General features: G+C 46.8%; 25 protein-coding genes. 9 read left to right on the top strand and 16 right to left on the bottom strand.

The window, feature by feature from the left end:
* Positions 1-355: 355 nt before the first annotated feature.
* A complete protein-coding gene (acsA, locus tag CN378_RS02655; RefSeq protein ID WP_098350391.1) occupies positions 356-2074 on the bottom strand; it encodes an acetate--CoA ligase in 1719 nt (572 codons plus the stop codon).
* A 252-nt stretch (positions 2075-2326) separates the two neighbouring features.
* Between acsA and CN378_RS02650 the strand changes: the two genes are divergently transcribed.
* The 4 genes from CN378_RS02650 (at position 2327) to CN378_RS02635 (ending at position 6108) form a co-directional block, all read left to right on the top strand.
* Entirely contained in the window at positions 2327-2959 is a 633-nt protein-coding gene (locus tag CN378_RS02650; RefSeq protein ID WP_098350390.1) for a GNAT family N-acetyltransferase, read from the top strand.
* Between the two features lie 30 nt (positions 2960-2989).
* The gene (locus tag CN378_RS02645) at positions 2990-3637 is read left to right on the top strand and encodes an acetoin utilization AcuB family protein (RefSeq protein WP_098350389.1); all 648 of its coding nucleotides are present in this window, start codon (positions 2990-2992) and stop codon (positions 3635-3637) included.
* Complete coding sequence (locus tag CN378_RS02640) at positions 3634-4809, top strand: acetoin utilization protein AcuC (RefSeq protein ID WP_098350550.1); 1176 nt, start codon at positions 3634-3636, stop codon at positions 4807-4809. The genes CN378_RS02645 and CN378_RS02640 overlap by 4 nt, the downstream gene beginning before the upstream one ends.
* Before the next feature lie 186 nt (positions 4810-4995).
* Entirely contained in the window at positions 4996-6108 is a 1113-nt protein-coding gene (locus tag CN378_RS02635; RefSeq protein ID WP_098350388.1) for a hypothetical protein, read from the top strand.
* Between the two features lie 61 nt (positions 6109-6169).
* On the opposite strand, the gene moaA is transcribed toward CN378_RS02635, so the two are convergent.
* From moaA to mobB, 3 genes are read right to left on the bottom strand one after another with little or no spacing between them, the layout of a single operon-like run.
* Entirely contained in the window at positions 6170-7177 is a 1008-nt protein-coding gene (gene moaA / locus CN378_RS02630) for a GTP 3',8-cyclase MoaA (protein WP_098350387.1), read from the bottom strand.
* Between the two features lie 33 nt (positions 7178-7210).
* Positions 7211-7801: a molybdenum cofactor guanylyltransferase gene (locus CN378_RS02625; RefSeq protein ID WP_179884777.1), complete on the bottom strand. Its 591-nt coding sequence runs from the start codon at positions 7799-7801 to the stop codon at positions 7211-7213.
* Entirely contained in the window at positions 7794-8339 is a 546-nt protein-coding gene (gene mobB / locus CN378_RS02620) for a molybdopterin-guanine dinucleotide biosynthesis protein B (protein ID WP_257140969.1), read from the bottom strand. Before mobB ends, CN378_RS02625 begins: the two co-directional genes overlap by 8 nt.
* Before the next feature lie 140 nt (positions 8340-8479).
* On the opposite strand from mobB, the gene moaC reads away from it, so the two are divergent.
* Positions 8480-8968: a cyclic pyranopterin monophosphate synthase MoaC gene (gene moaC / locus CN378_RS02615; protein ID WP_098350384.1), complete on the top strand. Its 489-nt coding sequence runs from the start codon at positions 8480-8482 to the stop codon at positions 8966-8968.
* Positions 8969-9005: 37 nt separating this feature from the next.
* On the opposite strand, the gene modB is transcribed toward moaC, so the two are convergent.
* The 7 genes from modB to CN378_RS02580 are packed head-to-tail and all read right to left on the bottom strand — an operon-like array spanning position 9006 to position 14054.
* Complete coding sequence (gene modB / locus CN378_RS02610; protein WP_098350383.1) at positions 9006-9665, bottom strand: molybdate ABC transporter permease subunit; 660 nt, start codon at positions 9663-9665, stop codon at positions 9006-9008.
* A gap of 27 nt (positions 9666-9692) precedes the next feature.
* Positions 9693-10448, bottom strand: a complete 756-nt coding sequence (gene modA / locus CN378_RS02605) for a molybdate ABC transporter substrate-binding protein (protein ID WP_179884776.1) — start codon at positions 10446-10448, stop codon at positions 9693-9695.
* A gap of 12 nt (positions 10449-10460) precedes the next feature.
* Positions 10461-10973: a MogA/MoaB family molybdenum cofactor biosynthesis protein gene (locus CN378_RS02600; protein WP_098350381.1), complete on the bottom strand. Its 513-nt coding sequence runs from the start codon at positions 10971-10973 to the stop codon at positions 10461-10463.
* Positions 10974-11013: 40 nt separating this feature from the next.
* Positions 11014-11247 carry a molybdopterin converting factor subunit 1 gene (gene moaD / locus CN378_RS02595; protein WP_098350380.1) on the bottom strand — a complete coding sequence of 78 codons (234 nt, stop codon included), beginning with the start codon at positions 11245-11247 and terminating at the stop codon, positions 11014-11016.
* A complete protein-coding gene (locus CN378_RS02590) occupies positions 11240-11716 on the bottom strand; it encodes a molybdenum cofactor biosynthesis protein MoaE (protein ID WP_098350379.1) in 477 nt (158 codons plus the stop codon). The genes moaD and CN378_RS02590 overlap by 8 nt, the downstream gene beginning before the upstream one ends.
* Entirely contained in the window at positions 11706-13025 is a 1320-nt protein-coding gene (locus tag CN378_RS02585; RefSeq protein WP_098350378.1) for a molybdopterin molybdotransferase MoeA, read from the bottom strand. The genes CN378_RS02590 and CN378_RS02585 overlap by 11 nt, the downstream gene beginning before the upstream one ends.
* Before the next feature lie 15 nt (positions 13026-13040).
* Positions 13041-14054, bottom strand: coding sequence for a MoeB/ThiF family adenylyltransferase (locus CN378_RS02580; RefSeq protein ID WP_098350377.1), 1014 nt, complete (start codon positions 14052-14054; stop codon positions 13041-13043).
* Between the two features lie 374 nt (positions 14055-14428).
* Here CN378_RS02580 and fdhD point away from each other — a divergent pair, with 374 nt between their 5' ends.
* Genes fdhD through CN378_RS02565 form a run of 3 tightly spaced genes read left to right on the top strand, consistent with a single transcriptional unit; the run spans position 14429 to position 18697 of the window.
* Entirely contained in the window at positions 14429-15244 is an 816-nt protein-coding gene (fdhD, locus tag CN378_RS02575) for a formate dehydrogenase accessory sulfurtransferase FdhD (protein ID WP_098350376.1), read from the top strand.
* Between the two features lie 26 nt (positions 15245-15270).
* Complete coding sequence (gene fdhF / locus CN378_RS02570; protein ID WP_098350375.1) at positions 15271-18216, top strand: formate dehydrogenase subunit alpha; 2946 nt, start codon at positions 15271-15273, stop codon at positions 18214-18216.
* Positions 18209-18697 carry a helical membrane plugin domain-containing protein gene (locus CN378_RS02565; RefSeq protein ID WP_098350374.1) on the top strand — a complete coding sequence of 163 codons (489 nt, stop codon included), beginning with the start codon at positions 18209-18211 and terminating at the stop codon, positions 18695-18697. Before fdhF ends, CN378_RS02565 begins: the two co-directional genes overlap by 8 nt.
* 66 nt (positions 18698-18763) lie before the next feature.
* Here CN378_RS02565 and motS read toward each other — a convergent pair whose 3' ends face one another.
* The 4 genes from motS to CN378_RS02545 form a co-directional block, all read right to left on the bottom strand.
* Positions 18764-19498: a flagellar motor protein MotS gene (gene motS, locus CN378_RS02560; protein WP_098350373.1), complete on the bottom strand. Its 735-nt coding sequence runs from the start codon at positions 19496-19498 to the stop codon at positions 18764-18766.
* Positions 19488-20294, bottom strand: a complete 807-nt coding sequence (motP, locus tag CN378_RS02555; RefSeq protein ID WP_098350372.1) for a flagellar motor protein MotP — start codon at positions 20292-20294, stop codon at positions 19488-19490. The genes motS and motP overlap by 11 nt, the downstream gene beginning before the upstream one ends.
* 59 nt (positions 20295-20353) lie before the next feature.
* A complete protein-coding gene (gene ccpA / locus CN378_RS02550; protein ID WP_098350371.1) occupies positions 20354-21352 on the bottom strand; it encodes a catabolite control protein A in 999 nt (332 codons plus the stop codon).
* Positions 21353-21746: 394 nt separating this feature from the next.
* Complete coding sequence (locus CN378_RS02545) at positions 21747-22823, bottom strand: bifunctional 3-deoxy-7-phosphoheptulonate synthase/chorismate mutase (protein ID WP_098350370.1); 1077 nt, start codon at positions 22821-22823, stop codon at positions 21747-21749.
* A 204-nt stretch (positions 22824-23027) separates the two neighbouring features.
* Between CN378_RS02545 and CN378_RS02540 the strand changes: the two genes are divergently transcribed.
* Complete coding sequence (locus tag CN378_RS02540) at positions 23028-25184, top strand: cell division FtsA domain-containing protein (RefSeq protein ID WP_098350369.1); 2157 nt, start codon at positions 23028-23030, stop codon at positions 25182-25184.
* A 48-nt stretch (positions 25185-25232) separates the two neighbouring features.
* Here CN378_RS02540 and CN378_RS02535 read toward each other — a convergent pair whose 3' ends face one another.
* Complete coding sequence (locus CN378_RS02535; protein WP_257140968.1) at positions 25233-25778, bottom strand: YtxH domain-containing protein; 546 nt, start codon at positions 25776-25778, stop codon at positions 25233-25235.
* Between the last annotated feature and the right edge of the window lie 68 nt (positions 25779-25846).

Genomic DNA, 25846 nt, shown 5'->3' with positions numbered 1-25846 from the left:
TAGAGCTTTGTCCGGGATTTAAGCGGAAATATTCCGGTTAAGCAAAGCAGAATAAGCTATTTTTATCGTTTTTCGAGCAAATAGGCGGAATATTTCCGGCTATTTAAGGTAATTTCAGTTCTTTTTGATCAATAGTCGGAATTTCTCCGCTTATTTACCAAACTGGTTCTCCCCTCCTTTATCGAAAACGGACAATAGAGAAACCGAAAAAACCTTAGAGATCTTTGAATCTCTAAGGTTTTTTGAGTGTGAACTATGCCGTGTTAAATCAGGTGACTTGCTATTTGATTAACCGATTTGCACCTCACAAGTAGACCCCCACTCACAAAGAGCGGGGGTCCATCCAACACATCTATCAGTCTTCCATCGTACTCAAGTCACCCGTAGGCAGGTCCAGTTCCCATGCCTTCAAGACGCGGCGCATGATTTTTCCGCTTCGTGTCTTCGGCAGCTTATCACGGAATTCGATTTCTCTCGGTGCCGCATGGGCAGCAAGCCCTTTTTTCACGAACTGACGGATCTCTTCCTTCAGTTCATCTGTCACTTCGTATCCGTCACGAAGGGCGATGAATGCTTTGATGACTTCACCACGGACAGGATCGGGCTTCCCGATGACACCTGCTTCGGCAACAGCCGGATGTTCCACAAGCTTACTTTCCACTTCGAAAGGACCTACCCGTTCACCTGACGTCATGATGACATCATCGATACGTCCCTGGAACCAGAAGTACCCGTCCTCATCCATATAGGCAGAATCCCCGGATACGTACCAGTCACCCGGCATAAAGTAGGATTCATACTTCTGTGGATTATTCCAGATCTGGTTCATCATCGATGGCCAGCCTTTTTTGATGGCAAGGTTCCCCATCCGGTATGGAGGTACTTCATTTCCTTGATCATCGACGATTGCGGCTTTGATGCCCGGGAACGGTTTCCCCATGGAGCCCGGTTTGATCTCCATGCTTGGATAGTTACAGATCAGCTGACCGCCTGTTTCGGTCATCCACCACGTATCATGGATGCGCAGGTTGAATACCTTCATTCCCCAGCGGACGACTTCCGGATTCAACGGTTCCCCGACGCTCAGGATGTGGCGAAGGGAGCCGAGGTCGAATTGTTTTACGACTTCATCCCCTGCACCCATCAGCATCCTGAAGGCAGTCGGTGCACTGTACCAGACCGTCACGCCATAATCTTCGATCGTCTTATACCAGTTCTCCGGCTTGAAGCGACCCCCTACGATGACATTGGACGCCCCTGTCAGCCACGGTCCGAAGATTCCATAGGAAGTCCCCGTCACCCAGCCTGGATCTGCTGTACACCAGTACACGTCCTCTTCCTGTAGATCAAGGACCCATTTAGACGTTTGATAATGCTGGATCATCGCATTATGGACGTGGAGGACCCCTTTAGGCTTCCCTGTGGACCCCGACGTATAATGAAGGATCAGACCATCGTTCCGGTCCACCCACTCCACTTGAAGCTTATCGCTTGCTTCAGCAAATTTAGCCATAAAGTCCACATGGACATCATCTTCCTCCACATCATCCCCGACAAGGAATACATGCTTCAGATTCGGCAGTTCACTTACCGGAACCCTCTTCAACAGCTCCGGAGTGGTGACGAGCACCTTCGCTTCGCTGTCCTCCAGACGATCCCGTACGGCACCTTCCATGAAAGCTTCAAACAGCGGCCCCACGATGGCACCCAGCTTGATCGCCCCGAGTACGGAGAAATACAATTCAGGTGATCTTGGCATGAAGATGAAGACGCGGTCTCCCTTTTCAACGTCCCCGAAACGCTTAAATACATTCCCTGCCTTGTTCGACATTTTCTTCATATCAGAGTACGTATATTTTTCATCACGTTCTGCATCTCGGTAATAAAGAGCGACTTTATTCTTCCTGAATGACGCTGCATGCCGGTCGATCGCTTCATGTGCGAGATTGACACGACCTGTTTCCGCCCATGAAAATTCCTTCTCGACATCTTTCCAGTCGAATGTTTCATACGTATTTTCATAGCTTTCAAGATTATAGTTTCCCTTTGTCACTGGTAGCGCTTCCACTTTCATATACCGCATCCCCCTTATGTAAGAAATTACAATCTTATTATAGTATAAATCGAATATTTTCTCAATTTTTTAAAAAATCTGCCAGGAGTGAATTCTCCAGATCACAGGGAGAAATCCCATCAAAACGCGCTCTCCCATAGATATTTCAGAATAATATCCTTCATCGAAACGTCTGAATTTTTTGTGAAAGCGCTCTCTTATTTTCAATTTCATGTATAATGGTCTTGAGGAATATCTTTAGGTGGTGTCCAGATGAAATTGAAAAAAACCTATAATGCAACAGAATTAAAGACAGCAAAAGGAAACATCATTATTGAAGGTCCGATTTCTGCAGAGGAATTGGCACGCCTTGACTTTCACGAGGACCTGGTCGCTTTCAGGCCCCCTGCACAGCAGCACAAAGCCCTTGTTGAAATTGCCGGACTACCGGAAGGACGCATCCTGATTGCACGGGACAATCATACAATCGTCGGGTATGTTACATATTTATATCCTGATCCCCTTGAACGGTGGTCCCAGGGAAAGATGAAGAACTTGATCGAGCTCGGTGCCATCGAGGTCATTCCTAAATTCCGCGGTGCAGCCGTCGGAAAGAATCTATTGAAGGTATCGATGATGGACGACTATATGGAGGACTACATCGTCATTACAACGGAATATTATTGGCATTGGGACCTAAAAGGAACCGGCCTGAACGTATGGGAGTACCGGAAAGTGATGGAGAAAATGATGAACGCCGGCGGTTTGGAGTATTACGCGACGGATGACCCTGAAATCAGCTCCCATCCGGCCAATTGTTTAATGGCGAGAATCGGGAAAAGAGTGGATTCGGATTCCATCCAACGATTTGACCAACTTCGATTTATGAATCGTTTTATGTATTAACGTGACAGCTTTCTAAAAGGGGTGGAGAACGTGATTGTAGAAGAGATCATGAAAACGAAAGTGGAAACGCTGAAAGCCGACGATACCATTGAATCGGCTATCAAATTAATGAGGGAAAAGAAAATCAAGCATATCCCGATTACGAATGACGCGATGGAAGTCGTCGGAATCGTCAGTGACCGTGATGTAAAGGATGGAACACCTTCCATATTTCATGATGGGCCAAGTACTTCCGAGTTACAAAATCCTCTTAAATTCATCATGAAAACGGAAGTGATCACGGGTCATCCTCTTGATTTTGTCGAAGAGGTCGCGGCCCTTTTTTACGAACATCACATCAGCTGCCTTCCAATCCTGAAGGAAAAGAAGCTCGTCGGGATCATTACGGAAACGGACCTGTTGTATACCCTCATTCAACTGACCGGTGCCCATCAGCCCGGCTCTCAAATTGAAGTGAAGGTCCCTCATAAAGCGGGCATCCTCTATGAGGTCGCGGGTATCATCAGAAGGAACAACTCCAATATCCAAAGTGTCCTCGTCTATCCGGATAAAAAGGACGAAAACTTTAAAATCCTTGTATTCCGCGTCCGGACGATGAATCCGATGAATGTGATCAGTGATCTTAAGAAAGAAGGATATGACGTGTTATGGCCAAACATGCCGGGAATCTCATCATGAAAAAGGATGCCGTCTTTATCTATTCGGATGAACTGCTGGGGTATCGGTTCTCTGATGAGCATCCTTTCAATCAGACCCGGATCACCCTGACGATGGACTTACTAAAAGAAGTGAATGCCCTAGAGGGGGATGAAATCGTCCCACCGCGGATGGCGACAGACGAAGAGTTATTCCTGAATCATGATCCCAACTATGTAAACGCTGTCAGGCAGGCGAGTAATGGCCAGCTTTCTCAGGACCGGGCAGAAGGATTCGGGATCGGAACGGAAGATACCCCGATGTTCAAAGGCATGCACGAAGCAAGTGCCTATTTAGTGGGCGGGACGTTAACGGCCGTCGATTATGTCATGACCGGTAAAGCGAAGCATGCCCTGCATCTCGGTGGCGGACTGCATCACGGGTTCAAGGGAAAGGCTTCGGGCTTCTGCATTTATAATGACAGTTCCGTTGCCATCCGTTATTTACAGGAAAAGTACGGGGCACGGGTTCTGTATGTCGATACAGATGCCCATCATGGGGACGGGGTTCAGTGGTCCTTCTACGATGATCCGGGGGTTTGCACGCTGTCGATCCATGAAACGGGACGGTATCTCTTCCCGGGGACGGGCAATATCAATGAGCGCGGTCACGGGAAAGGGTATGGATATTCATTCAATATCCCCCTTGATGCCTTCACAGAGGATGAATCATGGCTCGAGGCGTATGAAACGTCCTTCCGGGAAGTGATCGAATTCTTTAAACCCGACGTCATCCTGACCCAAAACGGAGCGGATGCCCATTACTACGATCCCCTCACCCATCTCTCGGCGACCATGAACATCTATCGGGAAATCCCACGCATCGCCCACGAGCTTGCCCATGAGTACTGCGATGGGAAATGGATTGCCGTTGGAGGCGGCGGCTATGACATATGGAGAGTCGTGCCAAGAGCCTGGAGCATGATCTGGATGGAGATGACCGGGCGGATGGACCTCTCCTCTTCCTTCCCTTCCAAATGGGCCGAACGGTGGCAGAGTAAAGCTGGTGTCACCTTACCGATTGAATGGATGGATGCTCCCGACATCTACAAGCCGATCCCGAGAAAAGGGGAAATCACGGAAAAGAACAAACAAACCGTTGAAAAAGCCCTTTATTCCATTCGGCAGCAGCTGAAACAAAAACCGTCGATCTAATGCAAGGCTTATAAATGTACAATAGAGTTGATAGAATGATAGGATAAGTGCCAAGCCCGCCCGAGCGCCGGGGGCTTGGCGCTTTTCTGATTAAATCTTTCTATCAATTTGTTTACATAGCTTTCTTGTAAAGGAAAATGTGTTAAACTCCTCCATAATCTTCTAAGAAAAAGGATGTGTGAGGCAATGAATAAATATTTGCCGCTAATGTTAACCGTTTCACTTGCACTGGGAGCCTGTTCCTCCCCCACTGCAACAAAAGAACATGAAGAAAAGAAAGAAGCCACTTCGGAACAAGGCAAGGCAGAAAAGAAACCGAAAGAAGACAAGGTGGCAGAAAAGAAGGAAGAGAGTCAGCCACCTTTCAAACCGCTGGAACCTTCTGAAGGTGCTGTGTCCCTGAAGGAAAACCTGGCTGAAGAAACACCGGCCGAAGAAACAGAGACCGATCAGGAGGGGCAGAAGGAGAAACCTCAGCGGACAGTGCCTTTGGGTGAGACCCTTGCAAACGGTGTGGAAGACCCATCGGACGGACCATTGAAGAATCATCGTCTCGTGACCTACTATGGCACTCCGGCGTCGAAACATATGGGGATTCTCGGAAAATACGAACCTGAAGAATACATAAAGAAACTGAAAGAACAAACCCAGGTCTATTCCGATCTCGACCCGGATCGTCCCGCTGTCCCGACGATTGAATTGATTACCACCATGGCCCAGAATGCACCCGGTCCAGATGGTGATTATGTGCAGATGACGTCTGAGGAGAATATCGAAACGTATGTGAAGCTTGCCGAGAAGCATGATGCTCTCGTACTGCTCGATATTCAACTCGGAACGGATACGGTGATGAATCAGGTGAAAATGGTTGAAAAGTGGCTTAAGCGCCCGAACGTTCACCTCGCCATCGATACGGAATTCCACGTAGCCGAAGGGGAAAAGCCCGGAGAGGATCTCGGTGAAGTCGACGGCCGCGACATCCAGGAGGCCATCGAGTATATAGGGGCGATGGCGGAAAAAAATAATCTCCCCGATAAACTGGTCCTTGTCCACCAATTCACCGGTCCCGTGCTGACGAACAAAGATGCGATCAAACCGACTGAAAACGTCGAAGTCGCCATCAACTTCGACGGCTGGGGAGCGGCTGCGGACAAGCAGGCATTGTACGGCAGATACATCCGGGAGGAACCGACTCAGTATGGCGCCTTCAAAGTCTTCTATGAGAAGGATTTCCCGGTCCTGACGCCTGAAGAGGTATTGAAACTGGACCCGAGTCCTGCCGTCATCAACTATCAATGATGGGAACTACAAAAAAAGCAAGGACTTCTCTTAGACGGGAAGTCCTTGCTTTTTCAGTTCATTATCCCCCAATATAGGACATCTCAATTTTTCGGGAAGCCTGGCTTTCTTCCGTTCTCACTTCGGAATAGCGGTCATCCCGCTTTTCCCATACGCTTCTGATCGCTTCCTTCAGTTCATCATCCGAGGCATTGCCACGTATCATTGCCTTCAAGTCGAATCCACTTTGGGCAAATAGACAAGTGAAAAGCTTCCCGTCCGTGGACACCCGTGCCCGGTTGCAGCTCGTACAAAAGCTTTCTGTCACGGAGGAAATGAATCCTACCTCCGTATTGGTCCCGCTATACCGATACCTTTTTGCCACCTCTCCAACGTAACCGGGCTCGACGGGTTCCAATGGATAATGACTGTTTATGAGATCGTGTATTTCCTTCTTGCTGATGACATCTTTATAATTCCATCCATTTGTGGTTCCGACATCCATAAACTCGATGAACCTGAGAGTGATCCCTTCTTGTTTAAAATAGTGGACCATTGGCATGATTTCATCGTCACTAAGCCCTTTTTTCACGACCATATTCACTTTTACTTCAAGGCCTTCCTTTTGCGCAGCGCGGATTCCATTTAATACAGGCTTCACTCCCCTGCCCACATCATTGATTTTCATAAATACCTCATCATTCAGGGAATCCAGACTCACGTTCACTCTTGAAAGCCCGGCTTGTTTCAATGCCTTCGCATACTTCGGGAGGAATACCCCGTTTGTCGTCAAGGCGATATCCTTTATCCCTGACACTTTATATAAACTTTCAATCAGGACCGGCAGATTTCTTCTAAGCAGGGGTTCTCCGCCCGTGAGCCGGATTTTTTCCACACCGAACTCTGAAAAAATGCCGGCTAAACGTGTGATTTCCTCAAATGAAAGAATCTCTTCTCTTTCTAAAAATGGATAATCTGCACCAAAAATTTCTTTCGGCATGCAGTACCTGCACCGGAAATTGCATCGATCCGTTACAGAAATCCTCAAATCACGAAGGGTTCGCGTTCGCTTGTCTATGATATGTTCCATGCAGGGCTCACTCCAGTTACATATTTCAACCATTCATTTAATATAAGTATCGTAATCTTGCTTCGTATTGATATTATGAAAGGCTTCCCTTTCTACTATTTCCTCTTCTGTCAGATATAGGACAGAGACGCCTTTAAGTATAGTACCCATTTTGTAGTCTTCACTAACGAGTTGATCATAGATCCTTTCCTTGAGGGAATACCGATACACGGCCAATAAAGGTTGTAGCTTACCGCCAATGATCGGAACAATCGCATCATACCTTTCATCTATTTGACTTACCAGCCGCTCAACCAGGCTTCTGGTCACGAGAGGTACATCGACAGGCAGTACCGCATACCATTCTGCCCGGCATTCACTCATGGCAGTATAGATTCCCCCCAGAGGCCCGCAGTCTTTGAATTCTTTCAAGTCCTCTACCACCTGTACATTTGGAATAGCATTGAACCGTGGGAATAACGCTGCGCTCGTTACAATCATCACCTCATCGGCCAATGAAGCAACGGCCTTCATAGAGTGCTGAAAGAAAGGCTTTCCCTTATATAATGAAAAAGCTTTGTCACTTCCGAACCGCCTGGATTGTCCACCTGCCACAATGACTCCGGCTAATTTAACATCACGCATGTTCATCCCCCTTCCTTTCTTTTGCAAGAGATGTCTGCACCCAGGAAAAAAACCATTTTTCAAATTCCTTCATCCTGTCATTTGAAAAATAAGCGATCGTTTCCTTTTGATCTTCAATGGGGTAAGGGGCTATCACCGCCATCACATTCTCCATTTCCTGTAGGATCCGATGGTCACTCTCGCTCCGAAGAAGGACGATCTTAGGATATCGTTCCCTTTTGTATCCTTCTACGATGATCAATTCCGTTTTCATATAGGAATAGAAAGAGAGAATGTCATCAAGCTGCCATTCCGGTTTTGAAATGGATACCTGAAGCATTCCATCTCCTTCTACACCTGATATCCTCGCTCCTGCCTGCTGATGAAGGGCACTGTCCGTATGTTCAACCGTATCCGGCTTTCCCCCATGACCATGATGCTTACAGGAGGAGACGGAAATCCCCAAAGAAGTGGCCCATTGAATCATCTTGCAAACCAGGGAAGTCTTCCCGCTATTTTTAAACCCGACAACCTGTACAACCGGAATATCCTTGAACAAAATCCAACACCCCTCTTCCATTAAAAAAATTATAATGATTCCAATCCCACATCTTATTAACGGGATCTTCAAAAACAGTGAATGTCAGGATGTTTTACTTTCAATCAAAATACGATTAGACTAAAACTGAGGTGAACATAATGTCTAACTTTACTCATTTTAATGAAGAAGGAAGAGCGAAAATGGTGGATATATCCAATAAGGAAGAAACCGTCCGAACGGCAAAAGCCCACTCTTCCGTTCAAGTCAATCAGGAAATCCATCAAAAAATCGTCCATCATGATTTCAAAAAAGGCGATGTCCTTGGAGTGGCCCAGGTTGCCGGTATCATGGCGGCAAAACAAACATCCTCCATAATTCCGATGTGCCATCCCATTCCAATCAGCGGGATCAATATTTCTTTTTCATGGAAAGAAATGAATGAAGCCTATGAGTTACATATAACGGCAGAAGTCAAAACGAAAGGGAGCACAGGGGTGGAAATGGAAGCGTTGACTGCCGCCACGGCAACGGCCCTTTGTGTGTATGATATGTGCAAGTCAGTCGACAAAGGCATGATCATTGGACCCACATACCTATTGCAGAAATCGGGCGGGAAAAATGGCGATTTCCAGCGTGATCCCCTCTGACATACTAGCAGCTTACGAATCTACCGGCCTTCGAGCTTTAGGGCCGGTCGTTGATTCGATTGACCAATAGCAGGAAGAGGAAGGAAAGCGCAATGCTTATCCCGACATATTTCCACGCAAGACCGTCTTCCCCGGATTCAATGGCCACGTATATGGCCGTGGAGATGGTCTGGGTTTTCCCCGGGATGTTACCCGCAAACAGTAAAGTGGCCCCGAATTCCCCCAATGCCCTCGTGAAACTGAGTACGGTTCCCGTCAGCAGGGATCTGCTTGCCAGTGGGATTGAAACATACAGGAGCGTCTTCATCTCTGAAGCCCCATCTACCCGTGAAGCAGCCTCAATATCTCCATCAATGCCCAGAAACCCTGCCTTGGCTGATTGATACATCAATGGAAACGCCACCACGACAGCGGCCACGATGGCTGCGTATGGTGTAAACAAAATCGTTTCTCCCATTACTTTTTCTATAGCTCTCCCTATTGGACTATTGATCCCAAACACTATGAGAAGGATAAATCCAACGACGGACGGGGGTAACACCAGCGGCAGCATGAACAGGGTTTCTAACAGTGTCTTTCCCCGAAAGTCGATCCGGGAGAACGTATGTGAAAGTGCCACAGAAACAATGAACGTAAAAACAGTTGCCGATGCTGCGACCAAAAGGGAAAGCTTGATAGGGAACCAAAATGATTCCATTTGAATGTCCACCTACTTTTTTACGTATTACCCTTTCGTAAATCCAAATTTTTCAAACGTCTCTTTTCTTTTATCACTGATGACAAACTTGTAAAAAAGAGCGGCTTCTTTAGGATGCTTGCTTTTTTTTAACACTCCGGCGTAGTAACCGATTTTTGAATGCAACGAAGGATTGATATCCTGTATGGGTTCCACCTTTTCGCTTGCGGTCAAATCACTGGCATAGACAATCCCTAACGAAACAGACTGATTTTCCACCAGTGTAAGCACTCCTCTTACATCCTTGGCCATGACCAGCTGATCCTTGACCATATCCCATTTACCCATCCCCATCAGTGCCTGTTTCGCATAATTCCCCGCCGGTACAAATGCCGGGTTTCCTATGGCGAGCTTGTCACCTGAATGGGAAAGAGCATCAAGACTTGGATCATTGCTTGATTCAGGGGCGATAATCACTAACCGATTGGATAAGAACGCCCCTCCAAGGCTGGAGTCAATCAATCCCCGGTCTACCAATCTTTCGTAATCCTTTTTTGATGCAGAAAGAAACACATCACTGGGAGCTCCTTGTTCCACCTGTTTTCTTAACGCCCCGGTGCCTCCAAAGTTAAAGACGATGTGAATGGCGGGATGCTGTTTTTCAAATTCCTTTTTCACTTCCATCATACTATCTTTCAGACTGGCTGCAGCCGATATGGTCAGGGTGACCTTATCCCGGTCTTTTGGAGCACATCCCGTTACGAGCAGTATAATGAAGATGACGATCCATATCCTTTTTCTCATCATGTTTTCCTTCTACCTCGAATCCTTTGTCAATTCATTGGCCATATGACCTATTTCGGGGATGATCAATTGTTCCATCGCAAGTTTCACGGCTCCCGATGAACCGGGCATGGAGAAAATGATCGTGTCACCCGATACCCCTGCAATCGCCCTTGATAGAATGGCAGCGGAGCCAATATCATCACGGTAGCTCAGGAATCGGAACAGTTCACCAAAGCCCACTAATTCCTTATCCAATAATGATTTTACCGCTTCTATCGTTACATCCCTTTTGCTTATGCCGGTTCCGCCATTTAATAGAACCGCCTGTATCTCTTGATTATGTATCGCTTTTTCAAGTGAAGCCGTGATAAGGGTGATGTCATCTTTTACAATGTCGTATTCAGCGACGGCATGTCCCGATTGATGGAGAAGTTCCATCAGCAGCTTTCCACTTTTGTCTGTTTCTTTTGTTCTTGTATCGCTTACTGTCACCACTTTACATGTCACTTCTTTAGTCGATGCTTTCCTATGCTCCTTTAGCAATGGATCGTCTCCTTTCCTATTTTCAAAGATGATAAGTCAATTATCCCCCGCTGACCGGAGGAATGAGTGCAACAACGTCTCCTGAAGAAATCACTTCGTCTTCCAGGGAGTATTGTTCATTGACAGCAACCATGACGCCATCTAAAGAGGGAAGCTGATACTCGTCCATCAGCCGTTCCTTTAACTCTTTCACGGTGAGTTCCCCCTTATCGATCGTCACTTCCTGTCGACCTGCTCTTTCCTGCAGATGGGCAAAAAGGAATACTTTAATCATCCGCTCCACTCCCTTTCATTGGTTTCCCGTCAGGATATTCCACCTGCTGAAGTTGATCTCCTATCCACTTTTCTCCATCTTCCCAGTGCTCTTTCTTCCAGATAGGGACGATTTTCTTTATCTGTTCAATCACATATTCATTGGCTTCATAGGCCGCTTTCCTATGGGGGGATGATACGGCAATGACCACTGCCACATCGGATATTTCGAGCCTTCCCACCCTGTGGGTGATCGCTACCTTGGCTTCCGGCCACTTTTTTTGCACCTGCTCCCCGATTTCTGCAAGTTTCTTCACAGCCATCGATTCATAAGCCTGATACTCTAAAAAGAGTGTCTTTCTCCCTTTTGTCCATTCTCTGACGGTGCCGCAAAAAATGGTTACGGCGCCGGCGTCCCTGCTTTCCACTTTCGAAGAAACTTCTTCTGGATGAATGGGGGCTTCCGTTATCACAAATAAATCATCGTTCACTGAGCTGCATCCTTTCTTCACTTGATTCAACCTTCTGAAAACTGCTTCCAATCTGATCACTTCCCTGCTGGTCTTCCAACAGTAGGACGTGAACCGGCATTCCCTGTTTGTATCCCCTTGTTCCACTCGGAAGGACAATAAGGACATTGGCAGAAGCCAATGAGGAAACGACACCTGATTTATCCAGACCTGTAGGCTCGGCATACACTCTTCCACCTGAATACGTCATCTTCCCCCTCACAAACCGGGTAAATGGATTCGGTTTTGGAAAATCTTTACCGAGAACGGCTTCTTCACTTCTGACATAGAAATGAGGGCAATGTAAAAAATATCGAATGACGGGTCGAACGAATAATTCAAAACCTACATAACAGGCAGATGGATTTCCGGATAATCCGAATAGCAGCTTTCCGTCCTTCTCGGCAACGGTTGTGACACTTCCTGGCCGCATTCCCACTTTATTGAACAGCACATTGGCTCCAAGCTTACGATAAATATCCGGAAGATAGTCATAATCCCCGACTGATACACCACCTGTCGTGATCAGGAAATCCACCTGTTGAAGGGCCTTTTCCACGTGCCCGAAGCACAGGTCGAAATCATCGCTCAACTGTCCAAGAAATACCCCCTCGCCTCCTGCCCGTTCAATCTGGGAGAGAACCATGTATGAATTACTATTCCTGATCTTGCCGGGTACGAGGGGTTCATCTATTTCAAGCAATTCACTTCCGGTCGCAAGGACCCCCACTTTCGGTTTCCTGCTGACGGGTACTTCTTTATATCCGAATGTCGCCAGGAGTGCAGCGATCCCGGGATTGATGTACATTCCTTTTTCAGCAAGGATCGTTCCCTTTTTCGTATCCTCTCCCCGGCAGGAAATATTGTCGCCCTCAAGGTAGGGACGGTTTATGGTGATGAATGCTCTTCCATCTTCCTCACCGTTCTTCACCAACTCAAGCATGACCACTGCGCTTGCCCCCTCGGGAATCGGTGCGCCTGTCATGATCCTGATGGCCTGGTTCTCTTTTATTGATCGATTGTATACACTTCCTGCCCCTATTTCAGACACCACTTCCATCGTAACCGGGTTTTCCCTCGACGCATTGGCCGTATCTTCGGCTCTTATCGCAAACCCATCATACGGGGAGCGGTCAAATAGAGGGACATCGTGATCGGCAACTAGATCTTCCCCAAGGAATCTGCCGGATGCCTTGTCTATTTCCACGGTTTCGATTGCGCCTCCCTTTTTATACTCCATGAGAGATTTTATCGCTTCTTCTACATTAATGGGCGTTCGACGTTCCAACATCCCTTCACTCCCTTTCTATCCGATTAAGCGATGGTAAATCGTTTTCGCTTCGTTCATATCATTGGTGCCATGGATGAATGTCCGGCCATCATGAAAGAACACGATCCTATAAGGATCATATTGAAATGAAAGCAAATAAGGATTCCGCTTCATTTCCCCTAACCCCTCCAGGTTTCGTTCCAGTTCATTTAAGGAGCGTCGGGTGTGGGGCGACCGGATCTGCACTGTATCCCTTCCACAAAGAACCGTTGTCTTGGTCCGGTTTTCAAATTGTAAATAGGGATATACAGGATTTTCACCACAGGAGGGGCACCCGTCTCTTTTGGCCTTTGATACATTCATCGTAGAGGATTGATTCCCCCACAGGTCGAAGGTGATGACCCCGCCTCTCAATGCTTCTTGATCTTCCACTAAAAGCTTCAATGCTTCTATCGATTGATAAGCCGCCACCATTTGCACCACAGGGGCTATGATTCCGGAAGAATCACACGTCCCCCCAGACATCGGGAAGGTTCCGGTGAGACAATTCAGGCAGGGCGTCTTCCCGGGAAGAATCGTATAGCTCATCCCCGTGCTGCCGACACAGGATCCATATATCCAGGGAACGTGATATTTAAGAGAGATGTCATTAATGATAAAACGAATATCAAAGTTATCCGTGCAATCCAACAACAGATCAGCATCGGTGGCGAGCTCTGACAGCAGTTCTATGTCTGCTTCTGCTACGAAGGGTGTAATATGTACTCCTGAATTGATCTCATTCAATCTGTTTTTGGCAGCGACCGCTTTAGGTAAACCCTCCATGGCGTCGTTCTCTGTATATAACTGCTGACGATGAAGATTGCTTATTTCCACATAATCACGGTCAATGATCGTCAGTCTTCCTACTCCCGCCCTGACCAGGGTTTCTGCATTGGAAGATCCGAGCGCCCCCGCCCCGATGACGATGACATGCTTTTCTGCTATTTTTTCCTGCCCGGCTTTTCCAATTGGTTTAAACAACTGTTGACGGGAATATCTATCACTCATTCCGCATCCGCCCCTTTTCATGTCTAGTATGATTAGTGCATCAAGTGGGATAGTGGGAATATCAATCTCCATCTTGTACACGATTATTTTTCAGAGTTTTTCAAAGAATCATAGAAACATTATCTTTTACCCTTAAGAGTCCGTTTGTATTCCTCTATCCCTTCATAACTTTCTATCATTTTCCCGTCATATGCCTTTTTCATAGACCCACGAGGATTCCATCAGGGTAGAGATGCCCGATAACACGCGGTTTTCACGGTTTATATTAAAATATGTAACTATTTTTTCATTTTTTAAACATTTTATGTTTTCCTTTCTTACTTTATAGGGAAAACACGATGTGATGATATTTTTACAAAGGGGAGGGTGTGCTGTTGGAGAATAAAAGTATTCTGACCCGTACAATCCGCAAATATGAAAATGGAGCCTTGTTTGATGAAGTCGATGAGGTGGCAGCTGAATTCCCCCTTACCGTTCATTTAAATGGGGAGGAGTGGGCGACGATGGTCTGCTCCCCTTCCAACCTGGAGGAATTGGTGGTGGGATTCCTGGCTTCAGAGGGGATCATCCGCCGCGTCAACGAAATCACTCGTCTTTCCATCGATCAGGATAAGGGGTTCGCCTATGTCCAAGTCGACAAGCTTCCTGAAGACAGAGCTAGGAATACTTCGAAACGATTTATCGGTTCCTGCTGCGGGAAAAGCAGACAATTTTATTTTACGAACGATATGCTGACGGCGAAAACGGTTACGGCCAAAACAGAGCTTACCGCCCTTCAAGCCATCAACCGCATGGAAGAGCTCCAGAACCATTCCCGGGAATTTCACAGAACGGGCGGGATGCACAATGCAGCGATCTGCAGCAGTACCGGCATCATCCAATGCTATCAGGACATCGGAAGACATAACGCACTCGATAAGCTGTATGGATACTGCCTCATGAATCACATTTCAGTCAAGGATAAGGTCATTGCATTCAGTGGACGGATCTCTTCTGAGGTGCTGCTGAAAGTTTCCAAGATGGGGATCGGCATCCTTCTATCCAAGTCCGCCCCGACCAGTCTTGCATTGGAACTCGCAGATGACTTGGGGATCACAGCCATTGGGTTTATCAGAGGGGACAGGATGAACATCTATTCGCATCCTGAAAGAATAACCGATGCAGTCCTACATATTTCGGAAACCAATTAAATCTGTAAAGAGGGGAAGATTTTTAAATGGAAGGAAAGTTATCCGTATTTATTAATGATATTCAATATGAAGCAGAGCGGGGTTTGTCTGTCCTGGAATTCCTTAATAGCATGAAGGTTGAAATCCCACAGGTTTGTTATCAGGAAAGTCTCGGTGCCATCGAAACCTGTGATACGTGTATTGTCTCTGTTAATGGAGAACTCAAGAGAGCCTGTGGGACACCCCTTCAAGAAGCAATGGATATCCAGACAGAGCTTTCCCATGTGAAAGAGGCAAGATTCAAAGCGATGGATAACATTCTCGAAAACCACGAGCTTTACTGTACGGTCTGCGAGAAAAACAATGGAGATTGCACCCTTCATAATACCGTGGCGATGATGGGACTCGAACACCAGATGAAACCGTTTGAACCAAAGCCATATGAAAAAGATTTCTCCGGACAGTTCTATCGATATGATCCGGATCAATGCATCCTTTGCGGAAAATGTGTGGAAGCCTGTCAGGATATCGAGGTCAATGAAACACTGTCCATTGACTGGGAGCGTAAAAATCCCCGTGTCATCTGGGATAACGATGTACCGATTGATCAATCCTCCTGCGTCAGCTGTGGTCAATGTGTGACTGTGTGCCCATGCAACGCCCTCATGGAAAACGATATGCTCGGGAAAGCGGGATATATGACCGGCTATAATACGAGTCTCCTCCGATCCATGATTGATATTACGAAAAATGTGGAAACTGGCTACGGTCCCCTTTTCGCCGTTTCCGATTCAGAAGCCCAGATGAGGGATGATCAAATCAAGAAAACCAAAACCGTGTGTACGTATTGCGGGGTGGGCTGCAGCTTCAATGTCTGGACAAAAGGAAGGGATATATTAAAAATGTCCCCGACCGACGAAGCCCCGGCCAATGGGATCGCTTCCTGTGTGAAAGGAAAATTCGGCTACGGACACGTGAACAGCGACAAGCGTCTCACCCGTCCATTGATCCGCGAGGGCGATCATTTTAAAGAAGTGGAATGGGAAGAAGCCCTTCACTATGTGGCAGAGAAATTCAAGGAAATCAAAGAAAAGAATGGACCGGACGCACTCGGATTCATCGCCTCATCCAAAGCCACCAATGAAGAGTCGTATCTCCTGCAAAAGTTGGCCAGACAAGTGATTGGAACGAATAACGTGGATAATTGTTCCCGCTATTGCCAGTCTCCCGCGACCAAAGGATTATTCCGGACAGTCGGATACGGAGGGGACGCAGGTTCCATGAAGGATATCGAGCATGCCGAACTGGTGATGCTGATCGGTACAAACACAGCCGATGCCCATCCTGTGCTCGCTTCCAAAATCAAACGATCCCACAAACTCTTCGGACAAAAATTGATTGTGGCTGACTTAAGAAAGCATGAAATGGCCCAGAGAGCCGATCTTTTCTTACATCCCAATCCAGGGACCGATCTCGTATGGTTATCTGCCATCACCAAATTCATCATCGACCAGGACTGGCATGACAAAGATTTCATCGATGAAAAGGTGAATGATTTCGATGAGTATTATCAAAGCCTAGCTCCTTTCACGATGGAATACGCAGAGGAAAGAACGGGTATTTCTGGGGAACATCTTAAAACCGTCGCAGAGAATATCCACCGGGCAGGTTCAACAGTCATTTGCTGGGCGATGGGTGTTACCCAGCATCAAATCGGGTCTGATACATCCACTGCCATCTCCAATCTCCTGTTAGTCACCGGAAATTATGGAAAACCCGGGGCAGGAGCTTACCCTCTCCGTGGTCATAATAACGTTCAGGGAGCAAGCGATTTCGGAAGTATGCCGAATACCTTCCCCGGCTACCAGAGTGTGGAGGATGAAGAAATCCGTGCAAAATTCGAAAAGGCCTGGAATGTCGAGCTTCCTAAAGATATCGGTATGAACAACCACGAAATGGTGGAGGAAATCCATGAAGGAAATCTGAAAGGATTGTATGTCACCGGTGAGGATATGGGAATCGTCGACTCGAACATCAACTATGTGACAGACGCATTTGAAAAGCTTGAGTTCTTCGTCGTACAGGATCTGTTCCTGACGAAAACCGCCGAATATGCCGATGTGGTGCTTCCTGCCGTACCAAGTGTCGAAAAGGAAGGGACCTTCACGAATACCGAGCGTCGCATTCAGCGCATTTATCAAGCACTCGAGCCCTTAGGGGAAGCAAGACCCGACTGGGAAATTTATTCAGGCATAGCGGAAAAACTTGGATTCAACTGGGACTATCATTCTCCGGCAGACATCATGGATGAAGCCGCTTCACTGACTCCATTGATTGCCGGCGTTTCCTACGATAGGCTCGAAGGATTCGATAGTCTTCAATGGCCCGTACAGGAGGATGGAACGGATACACCTCTCCTTTACACGGACGGATTCCACTTTGATGACGGGAAAGCACGATTGTACCCCCTTGAATTTGAATACAACTATCCTGCACAAAAAGGATACGATTATCATGTGAATAATGGGCGGGTGCTTGAACATTTCCATGAAGGAAACATGACATCCCATACGAGAGGCATCCGAAACAAAGTTCCCGAACCATTCTTTGAAGTATCCGAGAAAATGGCTCAAGAACTTGAAATTGAAGAAGGTGCGCTCATCAAGCTTTCTAACGATAATGGTGAGAGTACTGGAAGGGTGCATGTGACGAAGGAAGTGTTTGATAAGGAATTGTTCATCACCCTGAACAGTGACGGTAAAAATGCGGTGAACTATTTGACCAGCAGCAATGTAGATAAAGATACCGATACACCGGCCTATAAAGAAGTTCCTGCCAAAGTGGAGGTCCTCGAGAAAAAAGGGAAATCGCCCATCCCTCATAACAATCACCGCTGGGCAACACGCAATCCACAAATGGGCCCTGAGGTAGAAAGGAAATGGGATCGAAAAGATTACGTCTTCCCGGGAAACGAGGTTGATACAAATGGCTAAATCCATCGATAAGGTTGTTCGCCTGGAAATTCCGAAAGAAAAAATTCAGGAGCAGAACTTGAATGAACTGGTTGAAGCCCTTGCTGATAATAAAGATTCCCTTTTAAAGGTCATCGGGATCATTAAGCACATGGATGAAAATCAAAATCTGGATACCATCAGCGCCATGGTAAACCATCAGGAGGATATCCTCCATAATTTTTCAAAGGAAGCCAATAAAGATCAGAACGCGGCCATCCTGAATAATCTGGCCCGTATGACTGAATTGCTCGGAAGTTTGAATCTGGAAGGGATTGAAACATTGAGTGTCCGGAATACCCGAAATCTGAATATAGGAAAAGAAAGGCCCCCTACCAAGAGAACCGGGATTTTCGGACTATTCCGTGCCCTTAGGGACCCGGCCGTCCAGCGTACCATTACGATCATCATCTATATTTTAAGAGGGATCGGGAAAAACCGTGTGAAAAATGATAAGAAATAAACTACAAAAAAAACAGGATGACGACCTCTTAAGGTTGGCATCCTGTTTTCTATTTTTCCAGACATTCTATTGTTCCTCATACGCTGGATCGGTGATGATCACTTCGACCCGCCTGTTTTTCTGGAGATTTTCGTCGGTGTCATTAGGGGCAACCGGGCGTGTATCTCCATATCCGACGGCAATGAACCGTTTGGGATCGAGGTTTTCGGTCGTGATCAAGTAACGGATCACACTGCTTGCCCTTGCAGAGGACAGCTCCCAGTTCGAAGGGAACCGGTATGTATCAATGGGGCGATTATCCGTATGTCCTTCCACCTTCACAAAGTTTGGGATGCCCGCTAAGAGGTCACCTACTTTATTCAGGAATGGATAGGCATCGGGAAGGACCGTCGCTTCGCCTGAAGCAAACAGCGCCTGTTCCTGAAGTACCAGGACGACTCCGCGTTCGGTTCTGGTCGCAACAATCACATCACTCAATTTATTTTCTTTTAGATAGCTTTGAATATTGGCCAATAACGAGTTCAGGTCCTGTTCACCCTCACTCCCCTTTGGCTCTGTGTCCTTCGATTCCATTTCCGGTTCTGCCGATGGATCATCGAACGGAATGACAGAAGGATAAAACTCGAGGATCTGCCGCTGCTGAAAGGAATCAGCGATGGTCCTGAATTTCACGATATCAATTTGGGACATAGAGAATAATAGAATGAAGAATACGAGAATGAGTGTAATGAGATCGGAAAATGTGACCATCCATCTCGGAGCCCCTGGAGGCTCTTGTGACAGTCTTTTTCTACGCTTCATCTCGTAATGCCCCTTCTCTTGCTGCCGCGTGCAATTCCTCATGGGATAAGAAAACTCTTAACTTCTCTTCTACTATTTTCGGATTCTGACCGGACTGTACGCCGATGACACCCTCGATCACGATTTGCTTCATAAACACTTCTTTCTCTGTTTTCATCGCGAGCTTGGAGGCCATTGGCAGGAAGACAAGATTGGCAAGTAAGGATCCATACAGTGTCGTAAGGAGCGCGATGGCCATATTGGGACCCAGAGATGCCGGATCATTTAAATTTTTCAACATGAGGACGAGTCCGATCAACGTACCGATCATCCCCCAGGCAGGTGCGTATTCCCCCGCCTTATCGAGTAAACTCTTATTTTTGCGGTGCCGCTCTTCTAACGCGATGATTTCAGCATTCATGATATCGACGATCACGTCCTGTTCGACCCCATCAATGGCGAGCAGCACCCCTTTCCGGATAAAGGGATCCTCGACCGCTTCCACTTCCGCCTCCAGTGAAAGGAGACCTTCACGCCTTGCCTTTTCTGATAGTGTGACAAACGTCCGGATCAGATTGTGAAGATCATATTCCACATCACGAAAGGATTCTCTCATCACTTTCCCCAGCTGCTTCAATTCCCTGATCGAAAAACTGACCAGCATTGCCGCAATCAATCCGCCGATGACAACAAGCATGGACGGAAGATCGATGAAGGAGCTGAAGCCGGTCACTCCTGCATTCGAAATGATGGCGAACGCAACGAATAGAAACCCTACTACAACCCCGATTGGTGTAAGAACATCAAGCTTTTTCATTTTGACTCTCCCTACAAAAATAAGTTCTGTTTGTCTTTATCTTTATATCGACAAACTTCTTATTTTGTTGAGTTGCGGTATTCAAGTCGATGAGGGAGAACAACCGTCGATTCTTCAACCGTTTCCTTGTTCATGTATTTCGTAAGTAATCTCATGGCAACCGCCCCGATATCATAAAGAGGCTGTACGACGGACGTTAACTGAGGTCTCACCATCAGGGCAAGTCTCGTATTGTCGAAGCTGATGACTTCCACTTCTTCAGGAATCGAGACATTCTGATCCTGTGCACCGTGTACGACACCAAGCGCCGTTTCATCGTTTCCAACGAAGATGGCTGTCGGCTTGTCCGAAAGCTCAGAGAACTTCTGCCATGCTTCAAGACCTGAATCATACGTGTATTCGCCTTCCACCACGAGATCATCGCTGTACTCGACACCAGCTTTGGCAAGAGCCTCCCTGTATCCTTCCAGCTTGAACTTCATGTTGATCGTATCGTGGAAAGGACCGCTGACAAAACCGATGCGTTTGTGTCCCTTCTCGAGCAGTTCAGACACTGCGTCAAAGGATGCCGCCTTGTAATCGATATTCACAGAAGGGATCTTGTTACTATCTTCGACTGCCCCGGCCAGTACAATCGGAACTGGAGAACGTTCAAACTCCTGGACATGCTCTTCTGAAATGTGACCGCCGAGGAACAGGATCCCATCCACTTGTTTCCCAAGCATCGTGTTCAGAAGATGAAGTTCCTTCTCGGCATTCTGATCTGAGTTGCTCAGGATGATATTGTATTTATACATCGTGGCGATATCCTCAATCCCACGTGCGAGTTCTGCATAGAAAATGTTTGAAATATCTGGGATGATGACCCCGACCGTCGTCGTTTTCTTACTGGCAAGCCCTCTTGCCACCGCATTCGGACGATACCCGAGGCGATCAATGACCTCCAATACCTTCTTTCTTGTCGCCGGTTTTACATTCGGATTTCCGTTTACAACACGGGAAACCGTCGCCATCGATACATTGGCTTCTCTTGCTACGTCATATATTGTCACGTTCATAGCTTACACTCCTTTACTCTTCTTCTCATTTACCTTATTTTACACCAAATAAACCTAAAGAAAAAAGCGATTACAATAGTTTGTTAAAAAATGCACATATTTATGTTCACATTAGAGTTTATATAGGTTATTTATCTGCAATTACAGAGATAATCATACGATAGTCTTTATATTCCTGCAACGACTCCCGCTTTTATTTGTGCAAAAAGATTATTATAGCATATTGGAGGAGAGTTTGGTGGGTTTTTTTGGGGGTGGAAAAGCAGGTGAAGTCGTGTTTCGCTGAATTTTTTCGGATTACGCTGATGTCCGTATCAGCCGGCACTGCCCGCCGCACCATATTTCAACAATCAAAAGGGCTGAATCCCATAAAAAGGATCCAGCCCTTCACCCATCATACTTCGATTGTTCTGCCTTTTAACAATTCTTTGTAGAAATGATCGAATTGATCAAGATCCATTTGCTGAGCGGAGTCGGATAAGGCAACGGCTGGGTCCGGATGAACCTCGGCCATGACTCCGTCGGCTCCGATGGCAAGTGCTGCTTTTGCCGTCGGAAGGAGTAAATCTCTCCGTCCAGTGGAGTGTGTCACGTCCACGAATACAGGAAGATGCGTCTCCTGCTTAAGGATTGGGACAGCTGAAATGTCGAGTGTGTTTCGTGTTGCTTTTTCGTACGTACGGATCCCACGCTCACAAAGGATGATGTCTCCATTCCCTTGTGAAATGATGTACTCGGCGGCATTGATGAATTCATCAATCGTTGCAGCTAATCCGCGCTTCAGGAGTACGGGCTTTTTCACGGCACCTGCTGCTTTTAACAGCTCGAAGTTTTGCATATTCCGGGCACCGATCTGAATCACATCAATGTATTCTAACGCAGGTTCGATATCGGCTGGATTGACGATTTCACTCACGACAGCCAAATCATATTCGTCCGCCACTTTTTTAAGAATCTTCAAGCCTTCGATCCCGAGGCCCTGGAAGTCATAAGGTGACGTTCTAGGTTTGAATGCTCCGCCACGCAGCAATTTAAGTCCTTTTGCTTTAACGGCTTTCGCCACTGCCGCCACTTGTTCATATGACTCTACGGCACATGGACCGAAGACAAAATGAGGCTTCCCGTCACCGATGGCTTCTCCATTAATATTGACGATGGTGTCCTCCGGTTTCTTTTTGCGTGAAACCAGGAGTGCTTTCCGGTGATCGTCTTTTTGCAGCTCCAAACCAGCCTTGAAAATCTCTTTGAAAATATGTTCAATGGTCGAATGTTCAAATGGACCATCATTGTTCTCCTTGATCAGATCAAGCATCCCTCTTTCACGAACAGGATCATAGCGGTATACTCCTTGAGTCTCCTTGACACGACCGATTTCCTGAACTAGTTTAGCACGTTCATTAATGGTGTCTAACAGTTTTAAGTTCATCTCGTCGACTTGTTTTCGTAATTGATCGAGTTCTTGATTACTCACAATACAGCACCCTTTCTTTTTTTATCCTGTTCATACGTAAAAACTGTTATAGTTTTAAGAAAGTATGATACATTTTTGATATTGAAACTTATTATAATGGAACATATCCAAATTGTCACGATAAAATTCTTTATTAATTAGACGCTTTTAAGCGCTAAAGTATTCTGTATTGTATGATAACAGGCTAAAGTGGGTGAATACGAATTGAAAAAAACGCAAAAAATCTTTGCATTAGACATCGGTACCAGATCCGTTGTCGGTCTCATTTTGGAAGAAATAGACGGAATATTTCAAGTTTCAGACATTTTGATGGAAGAACATAAGAAGAGAGCCATGCTGGATGGGCAGATTCATGATGTCCCTGCCGTTGCCGAGGTCATCTCATCCATTAAAGGAAAGCTTGAAACGAAACACGGTCCCCTTTATAAAGTGTGCGTTGCAGCGGCCGGGCGTGCCCTTAAGACGGAGACGTCCCTTTCCACCTTGAATATTAAAGGAAAACCCCTTCTGCAGAAAAATGATATTCTCCACCTGGAATTGAGTGCGGTTCAACAGGCTCAGGCGTTAGCTGCAGAAAATGAACAGAATGCGAAAGGATATCATTATTACTGTGTCGGTTATTCGGTTCTCTTTTACCGCTTGGATGGTGAGGAGATCGGCAGTCTTGTCGATCAACAGGGGGATGAAGCAAGCGTCGAGATCATCGCCACCTTCCTGCCCCGCGTGGTGGTAGAATCCCTGATTGCGGCGCTTACCCGTGCCGGACTTGAGATGGAGGCCCTGACACTCGAGCCCATCGCAGCGATTAACGTGCTGATCCCTGAATCCATGAGGCGCCTGAATGTGGCCCTCGTGGATATCGGGGCGGGGACATCCGACATCGCGATCACCAATATGGGGACGGTCATTGCATATGGGATGGTGCCGACAGCGGGAGACGAAATAACAGAAGCCATCAGCAATGAATTATTGCTGGACTTCCCATTGGCTGAAAAGGCGAAGCGGGAACTTCAATCCTCAGGAGAGATCACGGTTACCGACATTCTTGGGTTCGAAACGATCTTCCCATCTCTTGAAGTGGTCGAGAAAATCGCACCTGCCGTTAACCGGCTTGCGGGGGAGATTTCAAAGGAGATCCTGCGTTTGAATAACGGGAAGCCGCCCCAGGCCGTCATGCTCGTTGGGGGAGGGAGCTTGACCCCGGGACTCCCTGTTCAATTGGCTTCCTCCCTACAGCTTCCGCCCAATCGAGTCGCCGTTAGGGGTGTGGACGCCATTCAGAATGTCACTCTATCGGAGGAAGTGACGAAGGGACCCGAGCTCGTCACGCCGATCGGTATCGCGATTGCAGCGAAGCAGGCCCCTGTTCAATACGTCACCGCCTATGTCAATGATCAGCCCGTCCGATTATTTGAAGTGAAAGACCTGACGATCGGGGACTGTATCCTTGCTGCAGGGTTAAAGGTAAGCAAATGGCACGGGACTCCGGGGAATGGTTTCTTTGTGAGCGTCAACGGTCAGGACATCACTTTACCCGGCGGGCACGGTCAACCGCCACTCATTGAAAAAAACGGCCAACCGTGCGAACTGGATGAAACAATTCAGAATCATGACCGGATCACGGTACAAAAAGGGAAGAATGGCTCTTCCCCGCAGGTGACGATTGGCGATCTAGTGGATACCTCTTCTTCTAAACAGATTGAGATAGACGGGAATAGGTATCAGCTCACTCCCCTCGTCTACAGAAACAATCAGCCTGTACCATTGGAAGAAGTCATTCATGACCGGGATGAAATTCGCATCGTGCTGGTCGACACCCTTCTCGACGTATTAACTCAATTCGGCTACACCGAATGGTTGGAGGCTGCCAAGCCTTACCGCATTTCCATCAATGGGGTGGACACCTTCTTCCCGGCCTATTGTGGAAGGTTGTTCATCCATGATGTCGAAGCCAAGCCCTCTGCTAAAATCAAGAATGGGGATGTCATTTCATTCAAACCGGGTGGTACACCTACCGTGAAGGACATTCTCATGAAAAAAAAGTTTACCCCGGACTCCGCTATCCGCATTACGTTTAACGGGGAAGAAGTGTACCTTAAGAAAGAAAGCAGCCGAATCACGAGGAACGGAGTCAAACTCGGGATGGACGACCGTTTAGTAACAGGGGATTCAATTCACATAGAAGAACAGCCCATGAGCTCATTTATCTTCCAGGATTTATTCAATTCCGTGGAAATCAACATGCCCGCTCATTCGAACGGGAGCTTCGTCCTTTTGAAGAATGGCGAGGAAACGACTTTTTTTGAAGAAATCCAAGAGGGAGACGAACTCGAAATCGTCTGGCCCCAAGCATCCCGCTAACGTTTCATGGACAACAAAAAAACTGGCTTTTACGCCAGTTTTTTTGTATTATGATCCAACTTGACCAGGAATGCTGCTCGTGCGGTTGGTTGGATGAACATTGTTTTCCTGTGTGGAAGTGGAGCTTGTCGCAGTCGGTGATGAAGTAGAATCGCCGGTCACTTCTTCTCCCGCTTCTTTCACCTTGCCGCCAATATCCTTTAATTCTTCTGCCGCTTCTTTCGTCGTAGCGATCATTTCGGTTGAATCTTCCTTTATTTGATTGACTTGATCAATCACATCATCATTCACCTTTTCATACAGGCTCTGAGCGTCTGTGATGGCTTCCTTCAAGACGCTTGACGCTGTCTTCAGGCGGTCCTGCCAGTCATTCACGATTCCAGAAGGATTTTCTCTCACCTTGGCTACCATACCCATAGTCGAGTCTTTCATATCTGATGTTCTGGTAGATACGTTTTTTCGCGTCGTTTTATCCAGCATGGCAAGGGCTCCGCCTACAACGGCTCCTACCACCATTCCCTTTACTAACTTGCCGCTTCTTTTCGCTTGTGTATTATTTTTTGTCCCAGTTTGATAAGGTACAGGCTGTGTCATAAATCGTTCCTCCATTTAATTGTTTTTTAGTCTTATTAGTTAACTTCCCTGTAAGAAGATAAATAAAC

It is taken from the genome of Bacillus sp. AFS015802, assembly GCF_002561455.1.
In the GTDB taxonomy this organism is placed as follows: Bacteria; Bacillota; Bacilli; order Bacillales; family Bacillaceae_B; genus Rossellomorea.
Note: the sequence above shows the minus strand (reverse complement) of the source record. Positions and strands in the feature narration are given on the sequence as shown.